Origin of the sequence: Paenibacillus thiaminolyticus (assembly GCF_007066085.1) — a bacterium.
GTDB lineage: Bacteria > Bacillota > Bacilli > Paenibacillales > Paenibacillaceae > Paenibacillus_B > Paenibacillus_B thiaminolyticus.
The window spans coordinates 5,512,477-5,535,945 of sequence record NZ_CP041405.1 but is presented as its reverse complement, the minus strand read 5'-3'; the positions used below and the strand labels follow the sequence as shown (position 1 = coordinate 5,535,945).

Annotated in this window: 25 protein-coding genes; 3 read left to right on the top strand and 22 right to left on the bottom strand. The window is 54.1% G+C overall.

The genetic code is table 11. The annotated features are described in order from the left end of the window. Positions 1-69: 69 nt before the first annotated feature. The gene (locus FLT43_RS24620; protein ID WP_172879099.1) at positions 70-282 is read right to left on the bottom strand and encodes a post-transcriptional regulator; all 213 of its coding nucleotides are present in this window, start codon (positions 280-282) and stop codon (positions 70-72) included. 239 nt (positions 283-521) lie between these two features. On the opposite strand from FLT43_RS24620, the gene spoVB reads away from it, so the two are divergent. Then, complete coding sequence (gene spoVB / locus FLT43_RS24615; RefSeq protein ID WP_087441631.1) at positions 522-2,120, top strand: stage V sporulation protein B; 1,599 nt, start codon at positions 522-524, stop codon at positions 2,118-2,120. Between the two features lie 14 nt (positions 2,121-2,134). Here spoVB and FLT43_RS24610 read toward each other — a convergent pair whose 3' ends face one another. Beyond that, positions 2,135-2,962, bottom strand: a complete 828-nt coding sequence (locus FLT43_RS24610) for a DUF421 domain-containing protein (protein WP_087441632.1) — start codon at positions 2,960-2,962, stop codon at positions 2,135-2,137. A 163-nt stretch (positions 2,963-3,125) separates the two neighbouring features. After that, complete coding sequence (locus FLT43_RS24605; RefSeq protein WP_087441633.1) at positions 3,126-4,439, bottom strand: ArsB/NhaD family transporter; 1,314 nt, start codon at positions 4,437-4,439, stop codon at positions 3,126-3,128. A 220-nt stretch (positions 4,440-4,659) separates the two neighbouring features. On the opposite strand from FLT43_RS24605, the gene FLT43_RS24600 reads away from it, so the two are divergent. Continuing rightward, a complete protein-coding gene (locus FLT43_RS24600) occupies positions 4,660-5,055 on the top strand; it encodes a TIGR04086 family membrane protein (RefSeq protein ID WP_087441634.1) in 396 nt (131 codons plus the stop codon). A gap of 114 nt (positions 5,056-5,169) precedes the next feature. Then, positions 5,170-6,030, top strand: coding sequence for a phosphatase PAP2 family protein (locus FLT43_RS24595; protein WP_087441635.1), 861 nt, complete (start codon positions 5,170-5,172; stop codon positions 6,028-6,030). A gap of 84 nt (positions 6,031-6,114) precedes the next feature. Here FLT43_RS24595 and yajC read toward each other — a convergent pair whose 3' ends face one another. The 19 genes from yajC to FLT43_RS24500 form a co-directional block, all read right to left on the bottom strand. Continuing rightward, positions 6,115-6,435: a preprotein translocase subunit YajC gene (gene yajC, locus FLT43_RS24590; protein WP_087441636.1), complete on the bottom strand. Its 321-nt coding sequence runs from the start codon at positions 6,433-6,435 to the stop codon at positions 6,115-6,117. A gap of 95 nt (positions 6,436-6,530) precedes the next feature. Continuing rightward, positions 6,531-7,670: a tRNA guanosine(34) transglycosylase Tgt gene (gene tgt / locus FLT43_RS24585; protein ID WP_087441637.1), complete on the bottom strand. Its 1,140-nt coding sequence runs from the start codon at positions 7,668-7,670 to the stop codon at positions 6,531-6,533. Between the two features lie 27 nt (positions 7,671-7,697). Next, a complete protein-coding gene (gene queA / locus FLT43_RS24580) occupies positions 7,698-8,735 on the bottom strand; it encodes a tRNA preQ1(34) S-adenosylmethionine ribosyltransferase-isomerase QueA (RefSeq protein WP_087441638.1) in 1,038 nt (345 codons plus the stop codon). A gap of 12 nt (positions 8,736-8,747) precedes the next feature. Beyond that, positions 8,748-10,889 (bottom strand): SpoIID/LytB domain-containing protein, encoded by a 2,142-nt coding sequence (locus FLT43_RS24575; RefSeq protein ID WP_087441639.1) that lies wholly within the window; start codon positions 10,887-10,889, stop codon positions 8,748-8,750. Between the two features lie 91 nt (positions 10,890-10,980). Next, entirely contained in the window at positions 10,981-11,982 is a 1,002-nt protein-coding gene (gene ruvB / locus FLT43_RS24570; RefSeq protein WP_087441640.1) for a Holliday junction branch migration DNA helicase RuvB, read from the bottom strand. A gap of 15 nt (positions 11,983-11,997) precedes the next feature. After that, entirely contained in the window at positions 11,998-12,618 is a 621-nt protein-coding gene (gene ruvA / locus FLT43_RS24565; RefSeq protein ID WP_087441641.1) for a Holliday junction branch migration protein RuvA, read from the bottom strand. Then, entirely contained in the window at positions 12,615-13,118 is a 504-nt protein-coding gene (gene ruvC / locus FLT43_RS24560; protein ID WP_006679765.1) for a crossover junction endodeoxyribonuclease RuvC, read from the bottom strand. Before ruvC ends, ruvA begins: the two co-directional genes overlap by 4 nt. Positions 13,119-13,287: 169 nt before the next feature. Continuing rightward, positions 13,288-14,439 carry a cation:proton antiporter gene (locus tag FLT43_RS24555; protein ID WP_087441642.1) on the bottom strand — a complete coding sequence of 384 codons (1,152 nt, stop codon included), beginning with the start codon at positions 14,437-14,439 and terminating at the stop codon, positions 13,288-13,290. Positions 14,440-15,637: 1,198 nt separating this feature from the next. After that, positions 15,638-16,369, bottom strand: a complete 732-nt coding sequence (locus FLT43_RS24550; RefSeq protein ID WP_087441643.1) for a BofC C-terminal domain-containing protein — start codon at positions 16,367-16,369, stop codon at positions 15,638-15,640. An 89-nt stretch (positions 16,370-16,458) separates the two neighbouring features. After that, complete coding sequence (locus FLT43_RS24545) at positions 16,459-16,731, bottom strand: hypothetical protein (RefSeq protein ID WP_087441644.1); 273 nt, start codon at positions 16,729-16,731, stop codon at positions 16,459-16,461. Then, positions 16,731-17,216, bottom strand: coding sequence for an ABC transporter permease subunit (locus tag FLT43_RS24540; RefSeq protein WP_127510977.1), 486 nt, complete (start codon positions 17,214-17,216; stop codon positions 16,731-16,733). The genes FLT43_RS24545 and FLT43_RS24540 overlap by 1 nt, the downstream gene beginning before the upstream one ends. A 28-nt stretch (positions 17,217-17,244) precedes the next feature. After that, positions 17,245-17,484, bottom strand: coding sequence for a hypothetical protein (locus FLT43_RS24535; RefSeq protein ID WP_087441646.1), 240 nt, complete (start codon positions 17,482-17,484; stop codon positions 17,245-17,247). Beyond that, complete coding sequence (locus tag FLT43_RS24530; RefSeq protein ID WP_326051732.1) at positions 17,481-17,837, bottom strand: ABC transporter ATP-binding protein; 357 nt, start codon at positions 17,835-17,837, stop codon at positions 17,481-17,483. Before FLT43_RS24530 ends, FLT43_RS24535 begins: the two co-directional genes overlap by 4 nt. A gap of 70 nt (positions 17,838-17,907) precedes the next feature. Then, positions 17,908-18,123 carry a sigmaY antisigma factor component gene (locus FLT43_RS24525; RefSeq protein WP_087441648.1) on the bottom strand — a complete coding sequence of 72 codons (216 nt, stop codon included), beginning with the start codon at positions 18,121-18,123 and terminating at the stop codon, positions 17,908-17,910. After that, positions 18,120-18,530, bottom strand: coding sequence for a YxlC family protein (locus FLT43_RS24520; protein ID WP_087441649.1), 411 nt, complete (start codon positions 18,528-18,530; stop codon positions 18,120-18,122). The genes FLT43_RS24525 and FLT43_RS24520 overlap by 4 nt, the downstream gene beginning before the upstream one ends. Further along, positions 18,514-19,086 (bottom strand): RNA polymerase sigma factor SigY, encoded by a 573-nt coding sequence (gene sigY / locus FLT43_RS24515; protein WP_164776651.1) that lies wholly within the window; start codon positions 19,084-19,086, stop codon positions 18,514-18,516. Before sigY ends, FLT43_RS24520 begins: the two co-directional genes overlap by 17 nt. Before the next feature lie 207 nt (positions 19,087-19,293). Continuing rightward, positions 19,294-21,339: a DUF5050 domain-containing protein gene (locus FLT43_RS24510; RefSeq protein WP_244194120.1), complete on the bottom strand. Its 2,046-nt coding sequence runs from the start codon at positions 21,337-21,339 to the stop codon at positions 19,294-19,296. After that, positions 21,320-22,555, bottom strand: a complete 1,236-nt coding sequence (locus FLT43_RS24505) for an ABC-2 transporter permease (RefSeq protein WP_087441651.1) — start codon at positions 22,553-22,555, stop codon at positions 21,320-21,322. The genes FLT43_RS24510 and FLT43_RS24505 overlap by 20 nt, the downstream gene beginning before the upstream one ends. Then, the gene (locus FLT43_RS24500; RefSeq protein WP_087441652.1) at positions 22,549-23,421 is read right to left on the bottom strand and encodes an ABC transporter ATP-binding protein; all 873 of its coding nucleotides are present in this window, start codon (positions 23,419-23,421) and stop codon (positions 22,549-22,551) included. The genes FLT43_RS24505 and FLT43_RS24500 overlap by 7 nt, the downstream gene beginning before the upstream one ends. Positions 23,422-23,469: the final 48 nt, after the last annotated feature.

Below are 23,469 nucleotides of genomic sequence, written 5' to 3'. Positions count from 1 at the left end.
ATATTCCTATTATATCGACCGTCATTTTTCGAGTCAATTTTTGAGATCATGGCATAAAAAAATCTCGCCTTATAAAAAGGGAGACCCGCGATAAGCCGCCATCGTCATAAAGTTCATGAACTGCGTTGCTTTCAAAGACAAAATATCATTGACGACCTGATGCATAGCCGGTTCAGCGTCTTCTTTTTTATACTTGGCGCTGACGCATTCCCATACATCCTTCCCCGTTACCTGCTCGTAGCCGAGCAGTCTAAGTTCTTCCGCCTTGCTCTCACAGCACATTTCGATCGCCTCGACCCGCTCCTGTTCCGTGCTTGGCTCAGACACGCCGCTCACTCCTTTCCATGTCTATCTATTATTCGCGCTCCTTCACGCAATTCCTGCTTCGCGTCCCATAGCAATCATTGCCTCTCCTGACCTTCGGCTTCCATTCGTACAAGCCAATCGTCATGGAATGGGGACAACCGCATATTTATGGTTATATCAGGACAAGTCTGCAGGGGAAGAGGGATGATCGGAACGTGAAGAAGCAGTCATTCATACAGGGAACGCTGATATTATTGGCCGCAGGCATTGTGAATCGCATACTCGGGTTCATTCCGCGCGTTACTCTTCCGCGCATCATCGGGGCGGAGGGGGTAGGAATCTACCAGCTCGGCTACCCCTTCCTGCTCGTCATCATTACGTTGATTACTGGCGGCGTTCCGCTCGCCGTAGCGAAGCTGATCGCCGAGGCGGACTCTGTCGGGGATCATGCCCGCGTGCGACGCATTGTATCCGTCGCCATGAAGCTGACCGTCAGTGCGGGCATCGTCTTCTCTGCCGCCTGTCTCGTGCTCGCGCCATGGATTACAACCCGCGTTCTGACGGATAGCCGGGTGTACTATACGTTTCTCGTCATGACCCCTATCATCGTCATGGTCGCTATCTCCGCGGTGCTGCGCGGCTACTTCCAAGGCATGCAAAATATGGTGCCGACCGCCGTCTCCCAAGTGACAGAGACGCTCATCCGCATCGTAGCCGTCATCGGCTTCGCCTTTCTATTCCTTCCTTACGGGTTGGAATGGGCGGCGGCGGGCGCCATGGTTGGCGTCGTCGTAGGCGAGCTCGGCGGGCTGCTCGTCCTCATCTTCCTGATGCGGTCCGCGCGCAAGCAGAAGGAGCGCGGCCCAGCGGACGAATGTCCAGCTTCACCACAGCCGCCGGACCACGGGGCTTCGCACCCGGTAGCTCCCCGCTTGCTCCGCATTGCGTTACCCGTAACGGGAGGCAAGCTTATCGGATCGCTGTCCTACCTGCTGGAGTCGATTGCGATCGCCCGCAGCCTGGCGGCGGCCGGTGTTCTCACCGCGATCGCGACGGCGCAGTACGGCGCTCTGCAGGGCATGATTATCCCGATATTGATGCTGCCTGGGGCGCTGACTTACTCGCTGGCTGTCTCTCTCGTACCTTCGTTATCCGAAGCGCTCGGCCGCAATGATATGCGCACGATTCACAAGCGGATACATCAGGCGATACGGCTGGCGCTCGTATGCGGGGCGCCGTTCGCCGTCATCATGTTCGTGCTCGCCCTTCCGCTCTGCGTCCTGCTCTATAACGATGCCAGCGTCGCTCCTATGCTGCGGTGGATGGCCCCGATTGCGGTCTTCATTTACTTGCAGGCTCCGCTTCAAGCTGCGCTGCAGGCTCTTGAACGCCCGGGAACCGCCCTCGTGAATACATTCATCGGAGCCGCCATGAAGCTTCTGCTCATTATTCAGTTGGCTTCACAACCTCAATTAGGCATTTATGGAGCCATTATCGCGATATGCATCAATATTGTGTTGGTCACGGTCCTCCATGCGGTGAGCGTCATCCGTCATCTTGATCTGAAGATGCCGTGGCTCGATTTCATGAAGGTGGGATCGGCCATGGTGATTATGGCAGGCTGCATTCAGGCGGTCTATGTGCGTGCGCCGCTTCCGGAAGGCTACGGTCTGCTCCGCTTCATCGCGGGGGGGATGGCGGGGGTCATCGTCTATCTGCTGTTGCTCATTATTATGGGCCTTATCAACCGCGATGATGTGACACGGCTTCCTCTGCTCCGGCAATGGCTGCCTACGAAGCCGCATCGCAAATAATCATCCGGCTGTTCCTACTTATGCTTCCGATCAACGAATAAATGGCCACGATGATCGATAGAACAGAAAAAAACATCTTTAAATTCGCTGATGCCTTTCAGATTAAGCTGGTTTTTCAACCAGAAGCGCGTCTTATTGATGGTCGACAAATTATTATCCTGCACCTTGCCATCCATAATAAGCGGGAGCGGCAGTGTCGTGAAATGGTACCGCTCCGGCTTCCGCAGGGCGGGGCGTTTTTTCTTCGCCTTCTTCCTGCCGTCTGACGAGGAGGCCGAGCTGGCGGCGGTAAGCGGACCGGGACCTTTCGCGTCTCCGGTATAATCTTCCTCCAGGATGCCGCCCGATTGCTGCGCGCCGTTCTGCTTCTCCTGGGCAGGAGAGGTATCCGAATTCTCCTTCAGGAAGACAGTCAGCTTGCCGTTCGCCTCCAATATCGCATAGTGAACGTCACCCATATTGTCCACGCCCTGCTCGCGGAGCTGCTGCATCAGGTCATCCAGATTGTACCGCTGCCGGCCCATCTCCTTGCGGTCAAGCTGGCCGTTCTTGATGATAATGCTTGGCTTGCCATCGAACACCCCCCTCATCCACTGGCTTTTCAAGGCTATGTAAGCCACGCTGATCTGAATGATAATTAGAACGATGATCGGGACAAGCCCTTGCCATAGCGGCTTCTTGCCATCTTCGATGACAAATACCGCAATCTCCGCAATCATAATGGAGATAACGACATCGAATACGGACAGCTTGCCAATCTCTCTTTTGCCCATCAGACGAAGCACGACGAAGACAACAACATACATCAGTACCGTGCGCAATACGAGAGTCCACAGTTCCATTCGCAACGCCTCCCGGAGCCTTTTTCGGTGTGCCAGTACCGTGTATTCTGGCCCCGGGCTTCGAAAGGCATGCAGCTTTTTGTTATCGAAATGTTCCCATCCTGCATCTTACAGACGATTAGGCAGCCGTTACAACCTGCCCGTCGCTCGGGCTCGCGAACGGTTACAGAATAAACAGGAAAATGTAGGCGGTTGAAATCGCCAGCGCCAGCAGTGTCAACGGAGCTCCGATTTTGAGAAAATCCATGTAACCGAAGCCATGTCCCTCGCGCTGCGCCATCCCTGCCACGATCACGTTCGCCGATGCGCCGATCAAGGTACCGTTGCCCCCCAGGCAAGCCCCGAGCGCCAGTGACCACCAGAGCGGATTCAATTGGTTCGGATCCGTAATGCCCATCTGGGTTCCGACATTCTGCAGGAGCGGAATCATCGTCGCTACAAAAGGGATATTGTCTATCGTCGCGGATGCGATGCCCGAGCCCCAGAGCACGAACATGGCGGTGCGCGTCATATCCCCGTTCGTAACGCTCAACATCCATTGGGCCAATTGATTGATGACGCCGACTTCGATCAGTCCTCCGACGAGAATGAACAGGCCGATGAAGAACAAGATGGTTATCCATTCGACCCGATGCAGCGCTTCTTCCAGCTCCTCTTCTCCCTTCAGGCCGATCAGCATCAGCAGCGTGGCACCTGCCATCGCGATGACCGCCGGCTCTACATGAATGGCCGAGTGAAGCACGAAGCCCAAGATCGTCAAGACGAGGATCGTGACTGATTTCTTCACGAGCCGCATGTCGGAAATATACGATTCCGCCGACAGCTGCATCAGGGCATGGCGCTGGCTGTCCGTCACCTTCAATTGCTTCCGGTATATTAGGACGAGAACGGCAAGCAGGACGGCCATGATGACAGCGATGACCGGCGCCAAATAAATCAAGAACATATTAAAGGTCAAATGCGGGTTCGCAGACCCGATCATAATATTCGGCGGATCGCCGATCAATGTCGCGGTGCCGCCCACATTCGAAGCGATTACTTCCGTAATCAAAAACGGAACCGGATTAATATTGAGCATTCGGGTAATGGAAAACGTAATCGGCACGACCAGCAGCACGGTCGTCACATTATCCAGAAAAGCCGATCCGACCGCAGTTATGGTTGCCAAAATCACCAGGATCCGGATTGGCCTGCCTTTTGTTCGCTGCGCGGCCTTAACGGCTGCATATTGAAAGATGCCGCTCTTGTTCGTAATTCCGACCAATATCATCATCCCGACCAGCAGGAAAATGGTGTTCCATTCGATATGCTCGGTGAAGGCGCGGCGCACATCTACGATTTGCAGCACAAGCATCGCCACGGCTCCAAGCAGCGCGATAATGGCCCGGTTAATCTTTTCTGAAATGATGATGGCATAGGTCACCAAAAATACGATTACCGCAATCGATACCTGCCATGCCGACACATCATGTCCCATGTCATTCCATCCCTCTCTGCGCCAAAGCTTCCATATCCGGATCCGGGTATCACATGACGGATTCGATATTTTTGCTCACACATTATAACGCCGTTCACTATTTTTCGTCTATGCCTTGTACTATTTCTATCGGCTTGCCCATACGATCTGTACTACGCGATATATTTTGTCCCAGCCATGCTCGGGAACGATAATTCAAGCCGAAAGGAGAATCCCAATCATGAATGCATTGCAGCGTGTATCTCAATGGAAGCCGAATCACCCCATTTTGGCCGGCATCGTCAATTCATTTATCTGGATGGCCATGGGAGCCTTGGCCTTGTCCGTGCTGCTCTACTCCAGTTCTGCCAATGAGGATAAGACACTCAGCTATATTTATCTTGTCCATATCATCGCTCTTTTTATCGGGGGCTGGACGGCAGGCCGGCGCAGCGGGCGGAGAGGCTGGTACTATGGCGGTCTGACCGGGTTTTGCTACGCCATGCTCGTTCTCATTATCGGCTTTCTCGCCATGGATGCCGGCATCAGCTTGCAGAAGCTGGTTCTTGTTGTCGCGGCATGCGCCTGCAGCGCGCTCGGCGGCATATTCGGCGTCAATATGAGCCGCAACAAATAAGCATCCGGGCCGGCAGCAAGAAATGGTCGCTTGGGTGCATATGTTCCCCCTGCTCTTTGTGGTATACTATATGAATTAAATAACCGTTTACCGGAAATATATAGGGGGATATTTGTGGTTTTATTTCACTCCATGCAGACGGTCACGTTATGGACTATCGCGGTCGTTATCCTGCTGCTATGGTTCGGATCAGGCAAGCAGCCGCTGGCAGTCGTCGCTGCATTTTACAAGGCTTTGCGGCATTCCCGTTCTTTCTTATACGCTTTTATCGGCCTCATTCTTATCTTGCTCGTGAACAACTTTGAGCTGACCATCGAGAAAGCGCTGGCCATCAACTGGGATTTTACTTCTCATATTCATCAGTTGGAAGGGCAATTCGTACACAGCATTCAGAAGCTGTTCCATCATCCGCTTCTTACTCAGGCCGTCGCCTTTTTTTATATTGTTGTCTTCCAGTCGCTCATTGTCGGATCGATCGCCATCTATATCGCGAAGGATAATCTTCGCATGGCACGGGCGGTATGCTATGCGGTCATCATCAATTACGCGGTAGCCATCCCGTTCTATCTGTTCTTCCCGGTGAACGAAGTCTGGTCTTACCCGCCGGCTGCGGTAGAGTTCCGTATGCTCGACGTGTTTCCGTCCTTCGAAGAGAACTATCGGCAGCTATCCGGATTGGATAACTGCTTCCCTAGCTTGCATACGTCGATATCCGTGACGGTTGCGCTGCTCGCCTCGCAATCCGGCAACCGCCGTTGGGCGATCTTCACCTCGATCAGCGCCCTCATCGTCATCTTCTCGATCTTCTACCTCGGCATCCATTGGCTGACGGATATGATCGCGGGAACGATACTTGCAATGACGGCCTCTTGGCTTGGCATGAAATGGGCAGGGGTCCAGGCTTCGTGGAATACGGAGCTGTCCAAGCGCAGCGGCAAAGCTTACACCAAATCGTATCCGGATTCGAAAATCTGAATATGGACAAAAAAGCGATGTCTCTGAAGAGACATCGCTTTATTCATGCTAATGATAAATCGTGTTCGGTAAAAGGCGACTAGACTATGATGACGCGCTTGCGGCTTCCTCGCTGTTGACCACCGTGCTAATCGCATTGCGGTCAAATGTCATCTTCGTCACATCATTGACACGCAGAACGACGATGTCTTCGGTAATCTCCATAATCGTGCCATGAAGGCCGCCAATCGTCACGATTTTGTCCCCTTTTTTCAACTGGCCCAGCATCGAATTACGCTGCTTCTGCTTCTTCTGCTGCGGTCGGATCAACAGGAAATAGAACACCGCAAACATTGCTACGAATGGCAGCAGCATCGTTAACAACCCGCCGCCAGCGCCAGGATCAGCTGCTCCGGCTAAAAACATGGACAATCCCCCTTTCTCCAAATGGTTGACCTATGTATGGACTCCTTCTGCCAATGCCGTTGTCTATATGCGCGCACTCAGCCATCGGCAGTCCATTAAAAGCCGCTCTCGTTGCGATCCATTCCGTAAGCTTCAAAAAATTCGTCCCGGAAGTCACGCAAACGATCTTCGCGAATGGCTTCACGAACTTGACGCATCAGATTCAACAGGAAGTATAAATTGTGATACGTCGTCAGGCGCAAGCCAAACGTCTCATCCGCCTTAATCAAATGGCGGAGATACGCACGCGAATAATTGCGGCACGTATAACAATCGCAGTTCGGATCAAGCGGTCCGAAATCCCTTGTGAACTTGGCATTCCGCACGACGAGACGGCCTTGGCTCGTCATCGTTGTCCCGTTGCGCGCGATACGGGTGGGCAGGACGCAATCGAACATATCGATTCCGCGCATCGATCCTTCAACCAATGCATCCGGCGAACCGACTCCCATCAAGTATCGCGGCTTGCTGTCAGGCAAGAGGGGCACCGTCGTCTCCAACACCTCATACATCAACGGCTTCGGCTCGCCTACACTGAGTCCTCCAATAGCATACCCCGGGAAATCCATCGAAGTCAAATCCTTGGCGCTCTGTATGCGCAGATCTTCATACATTCCGCCCTGAATGATGGCGAACAGCGCTTGATCATGCGGTCTTGCATGACTATTCAGGCACCGTTCCGCCCAGCGGGTCGTCCGCTCCAGCGAATGCTTGACGTAGCTGTGCTCGGCAGGATAAGGAGCGCATTCGTCGAATGCCATCATAATGTCGGAACCGAGCGCATTCTGAATCTCCATTGCTTTCTCCGGAGAGATGAACAGCTTGTCTCCGTTCAGATGAGAACGGAAATGAACGCCTTCCTCTTCAATCTTGCGCATCTCGCTTAGGCTGAAGACCTGGAATCCGCCGCTGTCCGTCAATATCGCACGGTCCCAGTTCATGAATTTATGCAATCCGCCTGCTTCCCGTACGATCTCATGTCCCGGCCGCAGAAAAAGATGATACGTATTGCTCAATATAATCTTCGCATTCATCTCCTTCAATTCTTCCGGGCTCATCGTCTTGACCGTCGCCTGCGTGCCGACCGGCATAAAGGTTGGCGTCTCGAAAGAACCGTGCGGCGTATGGACGATGCCCAGGCGCGCGCCGGTCTGCTTGCATGTTTTAATCAATTCATACGTTACTGCTGCTGCCATCGAATCATCATCCTTGTCGTAAGTAGGTTAGTCGTCTGCGAAGATGAACATCGCATCGCCGAAGCTGAAGAAACGGTAGTCTTGTTCTATCGCTTCACGGTAAGCCGCCATAATGTGGTCCCGGCCGGCGAAGGCGCTGACGAGCATCACCAAGGTTGACTTGGGCAGATGGAAGTTCGTCAGCAGCGAGTCGACAAGACGGAATTCATACCCCGGGTAAATAAAGATATCCGTCCAGCCCGAGCACGCCGCCACCGGCTCTGCCCCATAGCGGCCGGCTACAGTCTCCAGCGTCCGGCACGAAGTGGTGCCGACCGCGATAATCCGGCCGCCCGAGCTTCTCGTCTCGTTAATGAGCGCGGCCGTCTGCTCAGACATCTCGTAATATTCGGCATGCATCACATGCTCCTCGACCACATCCGCCGACATCGGCCGGAACGTGCCCAGACCGACATGAAGCGTGATCATGGCGATGCGCACCCCTCTGGCCCGAATCTGCTCTAAGATCTTGTTCGTAAAATGAAGCCCGGCTGTCGGAGCCGCCGCCGAGCCTTCATGCTGCGCGTAGACCGTCTGATAACGCTCCCGGTCATTCAACTGCTCCTTGATGTACGGGGGAAGCGGCATCTCCCCCAAGCGATCGAGAATCTCATTGAAGATGCCAGCGTACTCGAAGCGGAGCAGCCGTGCGCCCATCTCGCGCTCCTCGATGACGGTTCCTGTCAGCTCGTCTCCGAAGCGGACGGTCGCCCCCTTCTTCAGCCGCTTGGCCGGCTTGGCCAGCACTTCCCATATATCATCCTGCTCCTGCTTCAGCAGCAGCACCTCGACATGTCCGCCCGTATCCGGCTTGACCCCGAACAGGCGGGCCGGGATGACCCTCGTATCGTTCAGCACGAGCAGATCGCCCGGCTTCAAGTATTCAATAATATCGGGAAAAGTTCGATGCTCCACTTCCCCGGTCCGCCGGTTCAATGCCAACAGGCGCGATGCCGTTCGATCCGGCAGCGGTGTCTGGGCAATGAGGCGTTCCGGCAAATGAAAATCAAATAAATTTACATCCATGTGAGTTATGCCCTACCGTTTCACTAAATCTACGTTTTTATAGTAGTATTTCAAGATTGCTTCGTAGTCATACCCTTGGTCGGCCAGACCCTTCGCGCCCCATTGCGACATGCCGACGCCATGCCCGTTGCCGCGTCCGACGAACAGGAAGGACGGCTCCTTCGACAGCACTTCCGCCTTGCCCTTGCCGTCAACGGCGACCGATCCCGCCGGCAAAGGCGAACTGCTGCCGCTGCCGGAGCCCTGGGCTGCCGAGCCGGCCAGCTTCGTCTCCTTCAACTTCCCGTCCGCGCCAACCACAGCGTCGGTTCCGGCCGGCACGATATCGAACAGCGTGCTCGGCAAGCCGCCGAACGCGCTCCGGAAGTTGTCCGGGTAGCTAACTCCAACGGGAACGCCGTTCGCCTCGACCTTGGTCACGCGCCCGGAAGGTCCGCGCTCGGTAATCTCCAAGCTCGTCACCGGTCCGGTCAGCTCCGTCTTGGTCCGATCCTTGAGCCAGGCCGTAATCTGGGAAGAAGTATAAGGCCCGCGAATCCAATTCATCTCGGTTGATTCCGGCACCGTGTCAATGACGGTCATCTCCGTCCCTTGGTTCACCTTGGCTACGGGAGCGACATTCGATTGGATAGCCGGGATCGGCCTTACGTTGGTTCCGTCCTCAATCGCGGTAACCTGCTCGAAGCCCGCTTCATTATTGCGGTTGACCGGACGAACGACATCTTCCCGCACATAACCGCTCTTCCCGTCCGGCAAGATGACCTGGAACCATGATTTTTTGCCTTCGAGCACCCCTTCGTCGGGGCTGTCTACGACCTGGAAGTAACCATACTCTCCGCCCCAGATCTCGCTCGGATCGGCGGTCTTCCCTCCGGCATTGGAGTGGAAGATGGCTTCAATCAGCTTCCCATCCTGCATGAGCACTTCCCCTGCCGTCGCTTCGACGGCTTTGCGGATATTGTCATGCTCCTTCTCTACGCCGAAGTACGCCTGGCTTAACGTCGTATCCACCACATTGGCAATCTCGAACTTGCCGTTCTGGAAGAGCGCGAACGTCCGGGCTGCGACCGCCTGAGCCTTCAGCGCATCCTGGGGCCATTCGGCGTACACCTCGCCTCCCACGACAGATACCAAATATTGCTCCAGCGGAACCTCATTGACGAGCGCCAGCTTATCTTTATGCAGACTGATCTCCATATCGCCGCGATAGGCCCGGCCATAACGCTCTGTTACCTGGATCGTGCTTGAAGTGCTCGCCGACACCATCCATTTGGCGTCGCCGTTCACGCGGTAATGCATGATCGTCTTTGCTTCGCCGGCTTCCTTCATATGTATAAGCGCGCCTTCCCCCTGCGGAGTGACGGCAGTCAAGGAGGTGCTGGCTATTTTCTGCTTCGTGCCGCCCAAATCGGCTGCCGAGGCCGCTTGTCCGGCCCATACCGCTACCCGGCTCTTCCCGTTATCCAGCATCGTAACGAGGTAGGCGTCGATATCGGCATCCAGCAGCGTCTTCAACGCCGATGCCGCCTCTTTCTCGGACGAATAGGTTCCTGCCTGCAAGTAATTCGGCCCGGCTAATGCGGGCTTATAATCCTGCACCAGCTCCATCAGGGCTTGATCGGCCATCGTGCGTTCAAGCGCCTGTCCGGCCGCCTTCTCGGTCGGATAGCTGCCTGCATGGACCGCATAGAATGTCGCCCCGCGGCGGCTGAATTCAGTCATGACGGCGGTGTTGTTCGCCTCCGCCTGCTTCAGCACCGCCATAGCGGCTGCCTTGTTCTTCGATTCATACAGCTTGATTTTGTAATCATCCGCACTGAAGCGGATTGTCCCGTCTGCCCTCAACGCTCCGGACGTCCCGGCTCCACGGGCTCCGATCTGAAGCCCAACGGTCGAATTCAGGGTCACCTGAGGCGTCTGGCCAGGTGAACGGCTGCCCAAATCGGCAAATAATGCGACACGAATCGGTTGGGATACGCTCTGCTCCGGTGATTGGGCTCCAGCCTTGGCTGGTTGTCCGTTATCTGCAAAGGCTACAATCGGCGCCGCAGGGAAGCCCCCCGCAGGCAGCATTGCGGCTCCACCGAGCAACAGCGTGCCTGCTACGGCGCCAGTGACGGTTCTTCGAATCACATTCCGGTAGGTGGTAGTCATACTCTTCTGTTCCCCTTCCTGCTCGTCGTGTCTGGTAGATGTCGTTCAAAATTCTGCTTGGAAACATGCTCAAAATCGATGTCGATTGAATTTATTTCTCTGGAATGGGTAATCCTAGATGGTGATAGGCCTGATGGGTAACCATGCGCCCTCGGGGTGTCCGCTGCAAAAATCCGATCTGCAGCAGATATGGTTCATATACATCTTCGATCGTCTGGCTCTCCTCTCCGATGGTCGCAGCAATCGTATCCAGTCCGACCGGACCGCCGCGGAAATGGGAGATCATCGCTTGAAGCATCTTGTGATCGATCGCGTCGAGGCCAAGGGCATCGACCTGGATCAAGCGCAGCGCTTCCCCTGCCAATACGGGCGTAATAATCCCGTCGCCGCGCACTTGAGCGAAGTCGCGCACCCGCTTCAAGAGCCGGTTCGCAATCCGCGGAGTGCCCCGTGAGCGGATCGCGATCTCGTCGCTGGCGTCGCCAGTAATCTGGACGTCCAAAATATCGGCGGCGCGGCTCACGATGAAGCTGAGCTCGTCCTTGCTGTAATACTCCAGCCGGCTAACGACGCCGAAGCGATCGCGAAGCGGCGCCGAGAGCAGTCCTGCCCGCGTCGTCGCCCCGATAAGGGTGAAGCTGGGCAGATCGAGGCGAACGGAGCGCGCGCTCGGGCCTTTGCCGATAATGATATCCAGCGCGAAATCCTCCATCGCCGGATACAGCACTTCCTCCACCGTCCGGTGAAGCCGGTGGATCTCATCGATGAACAACACATCGCCTTCCTGCAGATTGGTCAGCAAGGCCGCCAAGTCGCCCGGCCGCTCGATGGCCGGACCGGAAGTCGTGCGGATGTTGACGCCCATCTCGTTGGCGATAATGTTGGACAGTGTCGTCTTCCCCAATCCGGGCGGACCGTACAGCAGCACGTGATCGAGCGCTTCCTTGCGCATTTTGGCCGCTTCGATGAATATTTTGAGATTGTCCTTCACCTGGTTCTGCCCTATGTATTCAGACAAATAACGCGGACGCAGGCTCAACTCGACCGCCTGATCCTCCATCATATAATTGGCTGAAATGATGCGTTCTTCCATCTGTACCGCCTCTCCTTACCCTGTGAACAGCAATTGCAGCGCCTTCTTCATGAGCGAGTCGACCGTCTCGTCCGCATGGACGCGATGCTGGAGATCGTTCCAGACCCGATCCAGCTCGACTTCCCTGTAACCAAGCGCCTTCAGCGCTTCGCGGGCTTCGTCCCACGCCCCGGCTTCCCGGTCGTCCCCGATCGTCTGCACTTCTGCGAACAGCGACCCCGGCTCCATGTCCCAGCCCATGCCGTCCAGCTTGTCCTTCAAATCAAGCACGATGCGCTGAGCCGTCTTCTTCCCGATTCCGGGCAGCTTCGTCAGGAACGAATAGTTCTCCTGCTGAATCGCCGCCACGACCGAATCCGGCTTCCCTGCGCTCAAAATGCCGAGCGCGACCTTCGGCCCGACACCGCTAACTTCAATCAGGCGGCGGAACAGCTTCTGCTCCTGCCGCGACGCGAATCCGAACAGCAGAATCGCGTCTTCCCTCACATGATGGTGCGTATATACGGTTACTGCCGCTTCCGACTTCGCAAACCCGTACGGGTTTGGCGTATATATGCGATAACCGATCCCTTGAACATCCAATACGACATAATCGGCTTCCAAATGGACCACCGGTCCGCGAACAAAATCAATCATGGACGCAATACTCCGTTCAATTTGTCATGTAATCCGCTGGAATGCGCATGGCATAGCGCCACGGCCAAGGCGTCCGCCACATCATCCGGCTTCGGTATCGCCTTCAGCTTCAGCAGCAGCCGCACCATTTCCTGCACCTGTCTCTTCTCGGCGTTGCCGTAACCGACAACCGCCTGCTTCACCTGCATCGGGGTGTACTCCCCGATCGGAATGCCCCGCTTCGCGGCTGCGAGGATGACGACGCCGCGGGCTTGTCCTACGCTGAAGGCATTCGTCACGTTGCGGTTGAAGAACAACTTCTCTATCGCCATCGCGTCCGGCTTATAGCGATCCAGCAATTCCTCCGCCGCTTCGAACACTTGAAGCAGCCGGATCTCCGGAGCGGTGGCCGAATCGGTCTGAATACAGCCATATTGCACGGGAATGACCTTGTTGCCGATTTTGTCCACAAATCCGAAGCCTACAATGGCAATGCCCGGGTCAATTCCTAATATTCGCAAAAAAAATCTCTCCCTAACGATTCCGTGTATGTCTGGCGAACATATGTGTTCACTCCATTATAACACAGATCGAAAGGAAGAGAATGAGTCTTTCCGCGCTATTCCCAGGCTCGAATGGGGACGTGACGAACAGAAGCCGCGGACCGCCAGCCGATCGCCGGGTCTTCCGTCAGGAGTGCTTTGCGCCCTGCCGAAAGGCCAATTTGAGCATCGGCGGCGTGACGAGCGTCGTCACGATGATGACGATGACGAGGGGCGTGAACAGGGCGGGGTTGAACAGCGCCCCCTCCAGTCCGGCGGTGGCGATGATGAGGGCAACCTCGCCGCGGGATACCATCCCCGACCCGATGCCGAACGCGCTGCGGCGGCCGAAGCCCGTCATGCGCGCCCCCAGCATGCAGCCGAACAGCTTAGTGGCAATCGCGATAAGCGAAAATAGCAGCATAAACCCAATATGCTGGCCCAGCCCGGCGAAGGTGACCTCCAATCCGACGCTGACGAAGAAGACCGGCACAAAAATTCCGTAAGCGATCGGCTCCAGCCGATGCTCTACCTCCTGCTTGAAGTCGGTCTGCGAGATGGCGATGCCGGCGGCGAACGCGCCGATAATGCCGGCAACCCCCAATTGCTCCGCAGCATAAGAGAAGGCGAAGCAGATGATGAGCGCCCCGCTGATGACCGCTTCGCTCACCTTCAATGGAGCGAGCCATCTCATCAGGAGGGGAACGGCAAAGATGCCCGCGGCAATCGCCCCGGCGAAGAAAATCGCTTTCTTGCCGACAATCCATCCGAGGGAAGCTTGCTCCGCCCCCGCTCCGAGAAAGCTCAGCATGAAGGCCAGCAGGATGACGACGAGCACATCATCGACGACGGCGGCTCCGAGAATCGTCGTTCCTTCCCTGGAGCTGAGCTGTCCCAGATCCTTCAGCGTCTGAACCGAGATGCTGACGGAAGTGGCACACAGCAGCAGCCCGATGAATAGCGACTGTCCTTGATCCATCCCGAGCGCTGTCCCTCCCAAATACCCGCCGATGAAGGGCAAAATAATGCCGCCGAGCGCGACGGCGACCGAGGCCTTCCAGTTCTGCTTCAATTGGTCGAGATCGGTCTCCAGGCCGGCGATGAACATGAGCAGAATGACGCCGACCTCGGCCATGTCGCGAACGATCTCTCCATTGGTCACCCAGCCAAGCACTGCAGGGCCGAGAATGATGCCGACGATCAGCTTCCCCAGCACCGAAGGCTGGCCGAGCCTTACCGTCAAGTCGCCGGCCAGCTTGGTCGCCGTCAGTACAATGAGGAGCATCAGCACGATATCCATGCGCATTCTCCTTCCTTGGAATCAGACGATTCTTATCATTCCACCGCAGCGAACAAAAAATAGGGGGGCTCATTGGCATTGCAAATGATTGAGGCGACGAGTCAACAGAGAATGCGGATGCGGAAAAAGGAAATGCTCGATAAAACTGTCAGATCGGAAAAAGAATGCTCATATAATACTGTACAGATCGGAAAAAGGGCGGGCGGCGCGCACTACGGCGGAAGGGGATCAAACAATTAAATCCTGCGTGGATGCAGCAATGACTTCTCTTTAAGCGATTTGATGAAATTCCTGTAAAAGTCAGGCTGTCGAGAAAGTACAAGGGATTTTTTGACACTTCAAGTAGTGGATCTCGTCTCTACGTAGAAAAAATCGATTTAAAACGCTATGGGTGCGAGTTTTGAGTAGGAAAATGGACAATCTCCACCCCTTCGTAAAAACAGGGGTTTTCCAACGGCCTGAAAACTGCACCATTCCCCTAGACACGTCTATCCGGTAGGAGAAATGCGCAAAACTGCACGATCTCCAGACACGCCTATTCGGTAAAGCGAAATCTGCAAAACTGCACGATCTCTACGCCTATTCGGTAAGCGAAATCCTACGCAAATACAGCAATTCGATATGGACGACTTTACCAGAAAGTGAATCCTGCAAAACTGCAGGAATTTCACCCGTTTCGCTTCGGCTTGAAGCAAAAGGGCCTAAATTGATGTAGATTTGCAGCAATTCCCTGGGATGTGGACTCATTGAGCCGAAATTCCTGTAAAATAGCAGCAATTCCCTCCACACGTTCAAGCCCCAGGAGGCAACGATGCCTCCAAGGCGACGATGCCTCTTGAGGGCGATGCTGCCTCCTTAAGGCGATGCTGCCTCCTTAAGGCGACGATGCCTCCAGAAGGCGACGATGCCTCCTGAAGGCGATGATGCCCCCCAGGATCCGACGCGGTCTCTTGGATCCCGTAAAATCAGGCCGTTAAGAAGTCCATAGGAATTTTCGCCGCTTCATTTTTTATATGGTGGATCTCGTCTCTCGGTAGGAAAAATCGACTTAAAACGCTCTCCGCGCCAAGTTTTGATTAGGTAATGGGCATCTCCACCCCTTCGTAAAAAGGCGAATTGAGTTTTGAAAATAGGGGGTTGTCTCCATGCAGTTGCATACTACTTTGGGGACAACCCTCATTCGTAAAATATCCGGCGGTCAATTATCCTCCTCCGCCGGCTTCATCACTTTCTGCGAGGCTTCCACTGCATAATCGCTGAAGGTGGACAGCACGCTGTGGTATTCGTCGGTATCCGTAATCAGAATGCCGTCATACAGCTGCTGAAGCACATTCGGAGGCAGCGCGCTCTCCATCGATTCAATATCAATTTGGAAAAAGGTCCGTATCACTTTTTTCTCCGCAGGCGGGCCTTCGTACAGCGTCAGATTCCCGTCCTCGTCGAGACTGATGCGGGCATCCTTGCAGCGATCGGACATTTCCTCGATCTGTTCCTCCATGATGACCCGGCCAGCGTCATCCATCATAGCGCCCCACTCCGGATGATTCAGCATCAATTGAATGATACCAGCCGAAGTATGCTTGCCCATCGTCTCTTCCCGCTGGCCGCAAATGAATTGCTGGCGGTGAATGACTTCGCGCTTCCGATCGTCCTGCTGAAGCAGCTGATTCAGCACCAGGCGGGAAGAATCATGCAGCCTCGCGAACTCATCGTCCTGCATCAGCGCGAACGTCTCCATCGAAATGGGCGTCTCCCGCTCGTACATAAGCTGCCGGATCTCCATCGACATGCGAATACCTAAGGTCAGAGCACCAAAAAATAGTACAATAGCGACAAGCCACCAGATCGGGCCTTTCATGCGGCGGATATCCTGTTTCCATTGCTTCACTCGAAAATAGAACCGGGAATGGGAACGATGTTCTCGAGTCATGACAATCCCCTCTTACTTTTTTATCCATAGTGTGACCCAATAGAGGGGGATGTTATACCATTTTTGCCGCAGAAGCGTCTTCGAAGACATCAACGGCCATCCGGGAGAAGGCTGTTCCGGTTCTGCAGCAGGATGACCGCCAAGATCGCGCACCCGATGCTAAGGACGATGGCAACAGCGATCGCCCCGCCGAATGATTCGGCCCGGGCGCCCGGCATCAGTTGAGCGGCCGCATCAGCAGGCAGAGCCGAAGGCAAGTAGCTGGCGCCTGGAACGCGCCAGCTCTGGAGAAGCGACAATAGCAGCACAAGCGCCAGAGTCAGGCCCGCAGACGCCGCTCCGCTGTGCACACAGCTGCTCATTAGCAGCGTAACGCTGCTTGCGAAGAGCATCCACAGGGCGTAGCCGGCTCCGGCCGCCACACCCTCTGCACCGGCACAGGTCCGAACAACAGCACCGTATAATACCAGCCCGCCCCATATCCGCACAGGAAGGATACCAAGGTCAGCGTTGTGGCTCCTAACCATTTCGAAGCGATAAAAGCCCCGTAACAAACTGGGCGGACTAGGACGGCACCGGCAGTGCCGGTATGGATCTCGCCCGAGATGGATGACATCTGCGACAATACGAGAACGAGAAGACCTACCGTTCCGGACTGGATCAGCATCTGCGCCATAATCTCTCCCGCCTGCAGTTCCGGGAAAGCCATATTCATTCCTTGCGGCATGCTTCCCGACCATGCCAGAATGTCGGGCAGGAACTTCATCACGAGAGGCTGGCTGATGCCTAGCACAATGAATACAAGCGGTACCCAGAGCAATTTGTAGCTGCGAACATTTCCAGCCATTCTTTCCGCGCAAGCACATGCCATCGGCTCATGAGATCATCGCCTCCATGAACATGGCTTCCAGACTCATTACGCCACATTCCAGCCGGAGAAGAGGAATATCCATGTCCGCCGCCTCCGTCAGCATCGCGCGGCGCGCCTCGCCTATGCTGCGCACCGTGAATTCCGCCCGCCCCCGGGCGATGCGGCTGTGCTCCACTTCCGGCTTCCCTGCCCAACGCCGCAGCCAATCGAGCGCGGCAGGATGCGGCTCGACCTCGACGGTCAACCGGCCGGCTCGTCCAGAATGACCGGCTTCGGGGTCCCGATCAGCGCTTGGGCAATGCCGAGCCGCTGCTTCATCCCTCCCGAGTATCCGCTGATGCGGCGGCGCCCCGCATCAGCGAGCCCGACCTTCTCCAGCCATTGCGACGCCGCCGACCGCGCTAACTTGCGGGGCATCCCGCACAATTCAGCATGATAGACGAGCCACTCGCTTCCGCTCATCCAGCCATAGAAGGCGGGCGTCTGGGACAGAAAGCCTACCCATCGGCGCAAATCTCCCGCCGCGGCCGTCCCGTCCTCTCGCAGCAGCCGCACTTCGCCGGATGTCGGCCGGATAAGCCCGGCGAGCATATGCAGCGTCGTCGTCTTTCCGGCTCCGTTCGGCCCGAGCAGAGCCGTGCAGCAATGCTTGCGTATGCAGGCGATCTCAGTTGCGCTTCTTCCGCCAAGGCTTCACTACGAACAACAAATAGCACAAGAGCGGCGTCGGCGTGCCTGTGAAGCCCCATATTCCCCAGAACCACGGATATTTTCCCCGCTTGCGGGCATCCAGGAACAGCCATGTGCCTTGCACAAGCAGGATAACCGCAATGAGAGCCCATAGCCACCACGGAACTTCGGCGACTGTATAATGCCGTTTCATTCGCGCTCACCTTCTTCCGAAGCGCGAAGCGGCGACTTCACTAGACAGAACATCACCCCGCCCAACAGAGCGGCTGCCTGGAAGCCCGCAAAGGCGCGCCAATCTGTCATGGCCAGCGACAAGCCCCCGCCGACGAGAATGCAGGCCGCCCCCCAGAGCAGAAGCAGCTCCTTCCACAGCCGGCTGCGATTGCGCCGGGAGCGGCTGTGCAGCATGCGCTGCAGTTGTTCCACATCCGGAATCTCGGCATTCCGCTCGCTTGCCTGATCCAGACTGGCCCATGCTTGGTGCAGCCTTCGCAGCGAGTCGGCGTCAGCCTCCCATTCCGCAGGCGCCGGATGCGTCTTGTTATTCCCCGGCTCGGCAATCATCGGGATATTCAGCTTCTTCTTATTGCGCTTGTTCATCTTTGCTCCACTCCTTCCGCAGCTTCGCCAATCCGTAATGGATTCGGGATTTGACAGTGCCTTCATTCACGTTCAACATGGCCGCGATCTCGGGAATCGAATAGCCGTAATAATGCTTAAGCACAATCGGTGCGCGCTGCTCGGCCGTCAACGCTCCCAGTTGTTCAAGCAGCAGCGACCATTCGACATTGCTCGATTCCATATAATAACGAAGCTGGCGAGCTGCCTGCTTCTGCTCCGCTTCCTGCCAACGCTGCTCCACCTTCTTCCTCCGCAGCATGTCGATGTACAGCCGCGAGCCGATCATGATGAGCCACGACGAAAACTTCATTTTCCCGTTATACGTGTGTATTTTCTCTAGGCAGCGAACCATCGTGTCCTGCACGACATCTTCCGCCACGCTCGGGTTCATCGTCAGCTTCAACATGTATTTGTGTAAAAAGAAATAGTGTCGATGCAGTAAATGTGCCAACGCATCGGTATCGCCGCGGACGGCTCGCCGAATCCATTCCTGCTCCTGATCCACGTCCTGCCCGCCCCCCTTCTCTCTTGACATCAGGTGAAGTACTCATATTACGTTTCAGTCTGTCCGAACGTTCAATCGCGCATCACGCTTTAGCAAGAAATGATCCTTTAAATACAAAAAACTCTTAAGACCCAGTGTAGACTGTTTCTTAAGAGCCTGCTTCTTTTTTTGGGGAGGCGCCCGTCCTCGGTGAACATTCTGCCCGTTACCGTGTTGGCATTGGCACAGCGGTCTAAGCTACTCCAGGAAAAGCGAGTCATTGCGCCCATCCCGGTCGATACGGTATTTTTTCAGATCCGCCTTATTGACATAAAAAATATATTGATTGTCGCAACGAAAGTCGAGCGCCGTTTTATCCGTTATTTTTCGGATTGCCGAATCGCTCAAGCTCATGGCATAGATTTTTTGCTGATCCTTGCGATTCAAAAAAAGCAGTTCGGTGTCGGTCAGCACGAAATAATCCGTGATAATATCGGGAAGCACCGTTGCCGTATCCGTCTTCGTGTCGTACTTCGCCACCTCGGATTTCTCATTGACATAATAAATATTCCGGCCGTCAAAAGCGGCGCTTCGCAAGACCGGAAACTGGATAATAACATTCGCGCGCCCTGTAAAGGCATTGACCTTCCTAATCTCGTTCTCGCCAATGAAGTAGATGTTACCGTCATTCAGGAAGAAAGAGCTTACCGTGTTAAAAAAGCGCAAATCGCTCTCATCCGCGTGAACGAGCCCCAAAAAATTGCTTTTTTCCGTGTTTACACTCTTTTCAAACACAATTCTCTCATTAAAGGTCGAAGTGTCTACTTCGATAATGGAGAGTCTGTCAACGGCTTCCCGAAATTGCGACTTGTCGTAATCATATTTCATATAGTAGACAACAGGACCGTTGCCATAAATACTATCCTCGACCTTGGTGAGTGATTGCAGCGGGTTGCGGATTAAGTTTCTTGTCTTGCCGGTTCTTTTATCCTCGAATACGATTCGGCTACCATTCAGATCCGTATCATCCACATGAAACCGGTAGTGCTCATTCTCAAAAGCTCGCCGGGAAGACCAATTGTAAATATCATCGTTAGCCGCGTTCTCCTTCGGGACACAGCCGGCAAGGCCGGATACGGCAAAGCAAAGGATGAGCGAAAGACCGAGCGGCCTCGCCCAATGGCGCCGTTGCCTTGCGCCCCATACATTCATGTGCCGAACCAGGATTACGATCCACATCCCGATACTGAGACACAACGTGACGGCGAACAAGATAAGCCCAGCAGGGCCGGAGACTTCCCGGAACACGACGTCCATCTGATCCGTAAATATATTGTGATGGTATTCATTGCCTCGGAAATAACCGGTCGCAACCATAAACCCGAGCGGGCCCGGCACAAAATATTTGGAGGATTCCAGACTGAATCCGTAATAAGGGAGCAGGCTCAGGGCGGTACAGGCAAACAGGGTAAGCGCATATTTTTTGATGCACACCGCCACACACATGATCAGCATCGCAAAACTGAGATTACCGAATATTTTACAAGCCGTCGCCGTCAGAAAAGTGCCGAATAACGAGATGTTCTTTGTTGACGTTCCAAAGTATGACAGGCTTTGCAGCGGATAACTCCCATTCTCCAGGCCATATTTTAGATCGAAAAACCAATATCGCAGACCGGACATCAACAGGCATAGGATAATAACCGTCACCGATACCAGACCTACTTTGCAGATGGCCTGTGTCTTTGTCCCTTTATGCACAGTGAGAATGATGGGATCCATTTTGCTGTCGAACTCGTAGCAGAATATCGGAGTCACGATCACCAGCAGCAAGGCAAGAAATAAGAAATCGAGACTGTCGTTCGCTAACAACCCGTTCCAGCCGTTCGTGTACAGAAAATACCGGTTGTCCGGATGTTCGCGGATATAGGCAAATTGGTCATAAATCAGTTTAAAGCCTCGTTCATTTTGCACGATTTTGTCCAGTGGACCGGATAGGGCCTCAAATTCTTGCTCTGAAATCTTCCCGTCATACCAATTATCGTATGCTTTGCGCAGCACAATATTGGCGTCGGATATTGTTTTGGATTCGTTGGCGAAAAACCGTTCCGTATCCTCCGAGTACGGTCCGTTGACTTGATCCAGGTAGTAAGAATACGGCCCGGAGTTCATCTCGATATCCTGGTTGGAGGGCGTGTCAAAGACAATCAGGGACGCCATACTGAAGACGAAAAACAGGCCGATAAATAATAAGCCCTTCTGATGGACAAACATCTTTTTCATCTCATAGATCAATAATGACACGCTGTCTTCCCCCTTGTCTGCAGAGAGCGTTCTTCCTGACCACAATCGCTATGCCTGCCACACATATCGCCCCCCAGGCTGCCGCAATCAACAGGGCCGGAACAAAGCTGAGCACGGGAAAGCCGAACAGATTGACAAACTCCGTGTTGCGGAACAATTCCCGATTCACCACCAGCATGAACGGATTAAATATTTTGAACAGAACATGCCCGGAGCCCATGTATGCCTCCTGCATATAAATGCAGCCAAAGCCAGCGAACAGGCTGATCACGTAAGGCAATAACGCATTTTTAAAAAGGCTGGAGATCAGCAAAAACGCGAATCCGAGCACGAGCATTCCCGCTGTTTTCACCATGCCGGATAACAGTGCGTATTGGCCCAGGCTTATGTTCAGCGGCGCATTTGCGAAATTCTCAATGGCGTACAGAGGGGAGAAGGCACCTTCCCACGAGCCAAAAATAACGGAAAATGCCGCAAAATCAAGCAGCCAAAACCAGAAACAAACGCTGCATACAAAGATGGCCGTTGCAAAAATTTTGGCCATAACCGTTCTGGTCCCGCCGGATTGGGCGGTCAATAACAGGGTGTCCATCTCCGTTTCCTTTTCGGATACAAAGACGTTCACGATGCCGTACAGACACAGCAGAAGCACTAAAAACGCCGAAAAATCATAATGAACATAGTATTGGTACATTTCCGTATAGGAAAAATTTGTTATCATTCGTCCTGTAAACCGTTCCGCAATGGCCGCGTTTTTGCGGTACTCGTATTCATTACCGACCGCTTTATAAAATTCCATATTGTCCTTGGCGGCGGTTACGACGTCATTGGCCAACCTTTTGTAGTTGTAGGCATACTCGATCGGATTGACGAAGCACCAGCGGAAGAAATAGTAATCCCGATACACATTTCCCGTGAACGTATTGGGATTGTCGTTCGTCTTGCTTGCGGTGCGATCGGCAGTTTGGTTCTCAAGAGGCCGATAAATGGACATCAGCTTCCCGATTTTTTCGTTCGTGATTGTTCCTCCGAAGTCCTTGTACATCTCCCAATAGAGGCCCTTCCACTCCGGATCGGACGTTGGGGACAGCAGCGAGTCGGCATCATAGATGCTGTATATTTTAACCACACTCAGTATAGAGAAGAGAAGCAGCGCTACAATAATTGACTTTTTGAGGAAATGCTTGCGGCATTCAAAAAGAATTAATTTTACCATTGTTCGCCCTCTCCGAAATAGTACAGAAAGACATCCTCCAAATTGGCCTGTACATTCACGGCATGGTCATCCGGTTGTTCATCGGCAATGACCCGCAAATGAATCTCATCACGCTCCCGCATCATATTGCTGATCTTTAGCCGTGACAGCTTCTCATCGATCGTCGCATCCGTGGCCGTAACCGACCATACCTTCCCCTCGATTCCCTCCGCGAGCGCCGCTGGCGTATCCTGCTTCAAAAGCTGCCCGTCTTTGAGCAGAATGACCTGATTGGCGATAAATTCAATATCGGACACGATATGCGTGGCCAACAAGACAATTCGATTCTCGGAAAATTTGGTAATCAGATTCCGGAAGCGGATTCTTTCTTGCGGATCAAGACCAGCTGTCGGTTCATCCAAAATTAAGATATCGGGATTATTGAGCATGGCTTGCGCGATACCGACGCGCTGGCGCATTCCTCCGGATAGAGCCCCGATTTTTTTGGTGGAGGCGCTGCTTAAATTTACGATATCCAATAATTCTCTCGCCCTTTTTTCGCCTTCTTCCTTGGGGATGTTTTTGAGCACGCACATATATCGTAAAAACTCCATCACCTCAAAATTTTTGTAGAATTGCGGGTACTGAGGCAAATAACCGATCCGGGATAAAAAGTTGATCCCCATGCTCCTGACATCCACATCATTGATCAAGACCTGCCCTTGATCGCTTTTTAAAATGCCGACAAAAATATTAATCAGCGTCGTTTTCCCCGCGCCGTTCGTTCCGAGGAGCCCGTAAATGCCGTTCTCCAGCTCTGAGGTGAAATCTTTCAATGCATATTTGCCTTTATACTGCTTTGAAATTTCTTTAAATGTTACTTTCACAAATTGGCCCCTCCCATAGAAGTAAGAGCTTTCTTTGGAATGACAAAG

Excerpts from the sequence above, each read along its gene's own strand:
- FLT43_RS24620 (WP_172879099.1), bottom strand. The coding sequence starts at position 282 with ATGTGCTGTGAGAGCAAGGCGGAAGAACTTAGACTGCTCGGCTACGAG.
- FLT43_RS24610 (WP_087441632.1), bottom strand. The coding sequence starts at position 2,962 with ATGGAACTGTGGACTCTCGTATTGCGCACGGTACTGATGTATGTTGTT.
- FLT43_RS24605 (WP_087441633.1), bottom strand. The coding sequence starts at position 4,439 with ATGGGACATGATGTGTCGGCATGGCAGGTATCGATTGCGGTAATCGTA.
- FLT43_RS24600 (WP_087441634.1), top strand. The coding sequence starts at position 4,660 with ATGAATGCATTGCAGCGTGTATCTCAATGGAAGCCGAATCACCCCATT.
- yajC (WP_087441636.1), bottom strand. The coding sequence starts at position 6,435 with ATGTTTTTAGCCGGAGCAGCTGATCCTGGCGCTGGCGGCGGGTTGTTA.
- tgt (WP_087441637.1), bottom strand. The coding sequence starts at position 7,670 with ATGGCAGCAGCAGTAACGTATGAATTGATTAAAACATGCAAGCAGACC.
- queA (WP_087441638.1), bottom strand. The coding sequence starts at position 8,735 with ATGGATGTAAATTTATTTGATTTTCATTTGCCGGAACGCCTCATTGCC.
- FLT43_RS24575 (WP_087441639.1), bottom strand. The coding sequence starts at position 10,889 with ATGACTACCACCTACCGGAATGTGATTCGAAGAACCGTCACTGGCGCC.
- ruvB (WP_087441640.1), bottom strand. The coding sequence starts at position 11,982 with ATGGAAGAACGCATCATTTCAGCCAATTATATGATGGAGGATCAGGCG.
- ruvA (WP_087441641.1), bottom strand. The coding sequence starts at position 12,618 with ATGATTGATTTTGTTCGCGGACCGGTGGTCCATTTGGAAGCCGATTAT.
- FLT43_RS24555 (WP_087441642.1), bottom strand. The coding sequence starts at position 14,439 with ATGGATATCGTGCTGATGCTCCTCATTGTACTGACGGCGACCAAGCTG.
- FLT43_RS24550 (WP_087441643.1), bottom strand. The coding sequence starts at position 16,369 with ATGACTCGAGAACATCGTTCCCATTCCCGGTTCTATTTTCGAGTGAAG.
- FLT43_RS24545 (WP_087441644.1), bottom strand. The coding sequence starts at position 16,731 with ATGAGCAGCTGTGTGCACAGCGGAGCGGCGTCTGCGGGCCTGACTCTG.
- FLT43_RS24540 (WP_127510977.1), bottom strand. The coding sequence starts at position 17,216 with ATGGCTGGAAATGTTCGCAGCTACAAATTGCTCTGGGTACCGCTTGTA.
- FLT43_RS24525 (WP_087441648.1), bottom strand. The coding sequence starts at position 18,123 with ATGAAACGGCATTATACAGTCGCCGAAGTTCCGTGGTGGCTATGGGCT.
- FLT43_RS24520 (WP_087441649.1), bottom strand. The coding sequence starts at position 18,530 with ATGAACAAGCGCAATAAGAAGAAGCTGAATATCCCGATGATTGCCGAG.
- sigY (WP_164776651.1), bottom strand. The coding sequence starts at position 19,086 with ATGTCAAGAGAGAAGGGGGGCGGGCAGGACGTGGATCAGGAGCAGGAA.
- FLT43_RS24505 (WP_087441651.1), bottom strand. The coding sequence starts at position 22,555 with ATGGTAAAATTAATTCTTTTTGAATGCCGCAAGCATTTCCTCAAAAAG.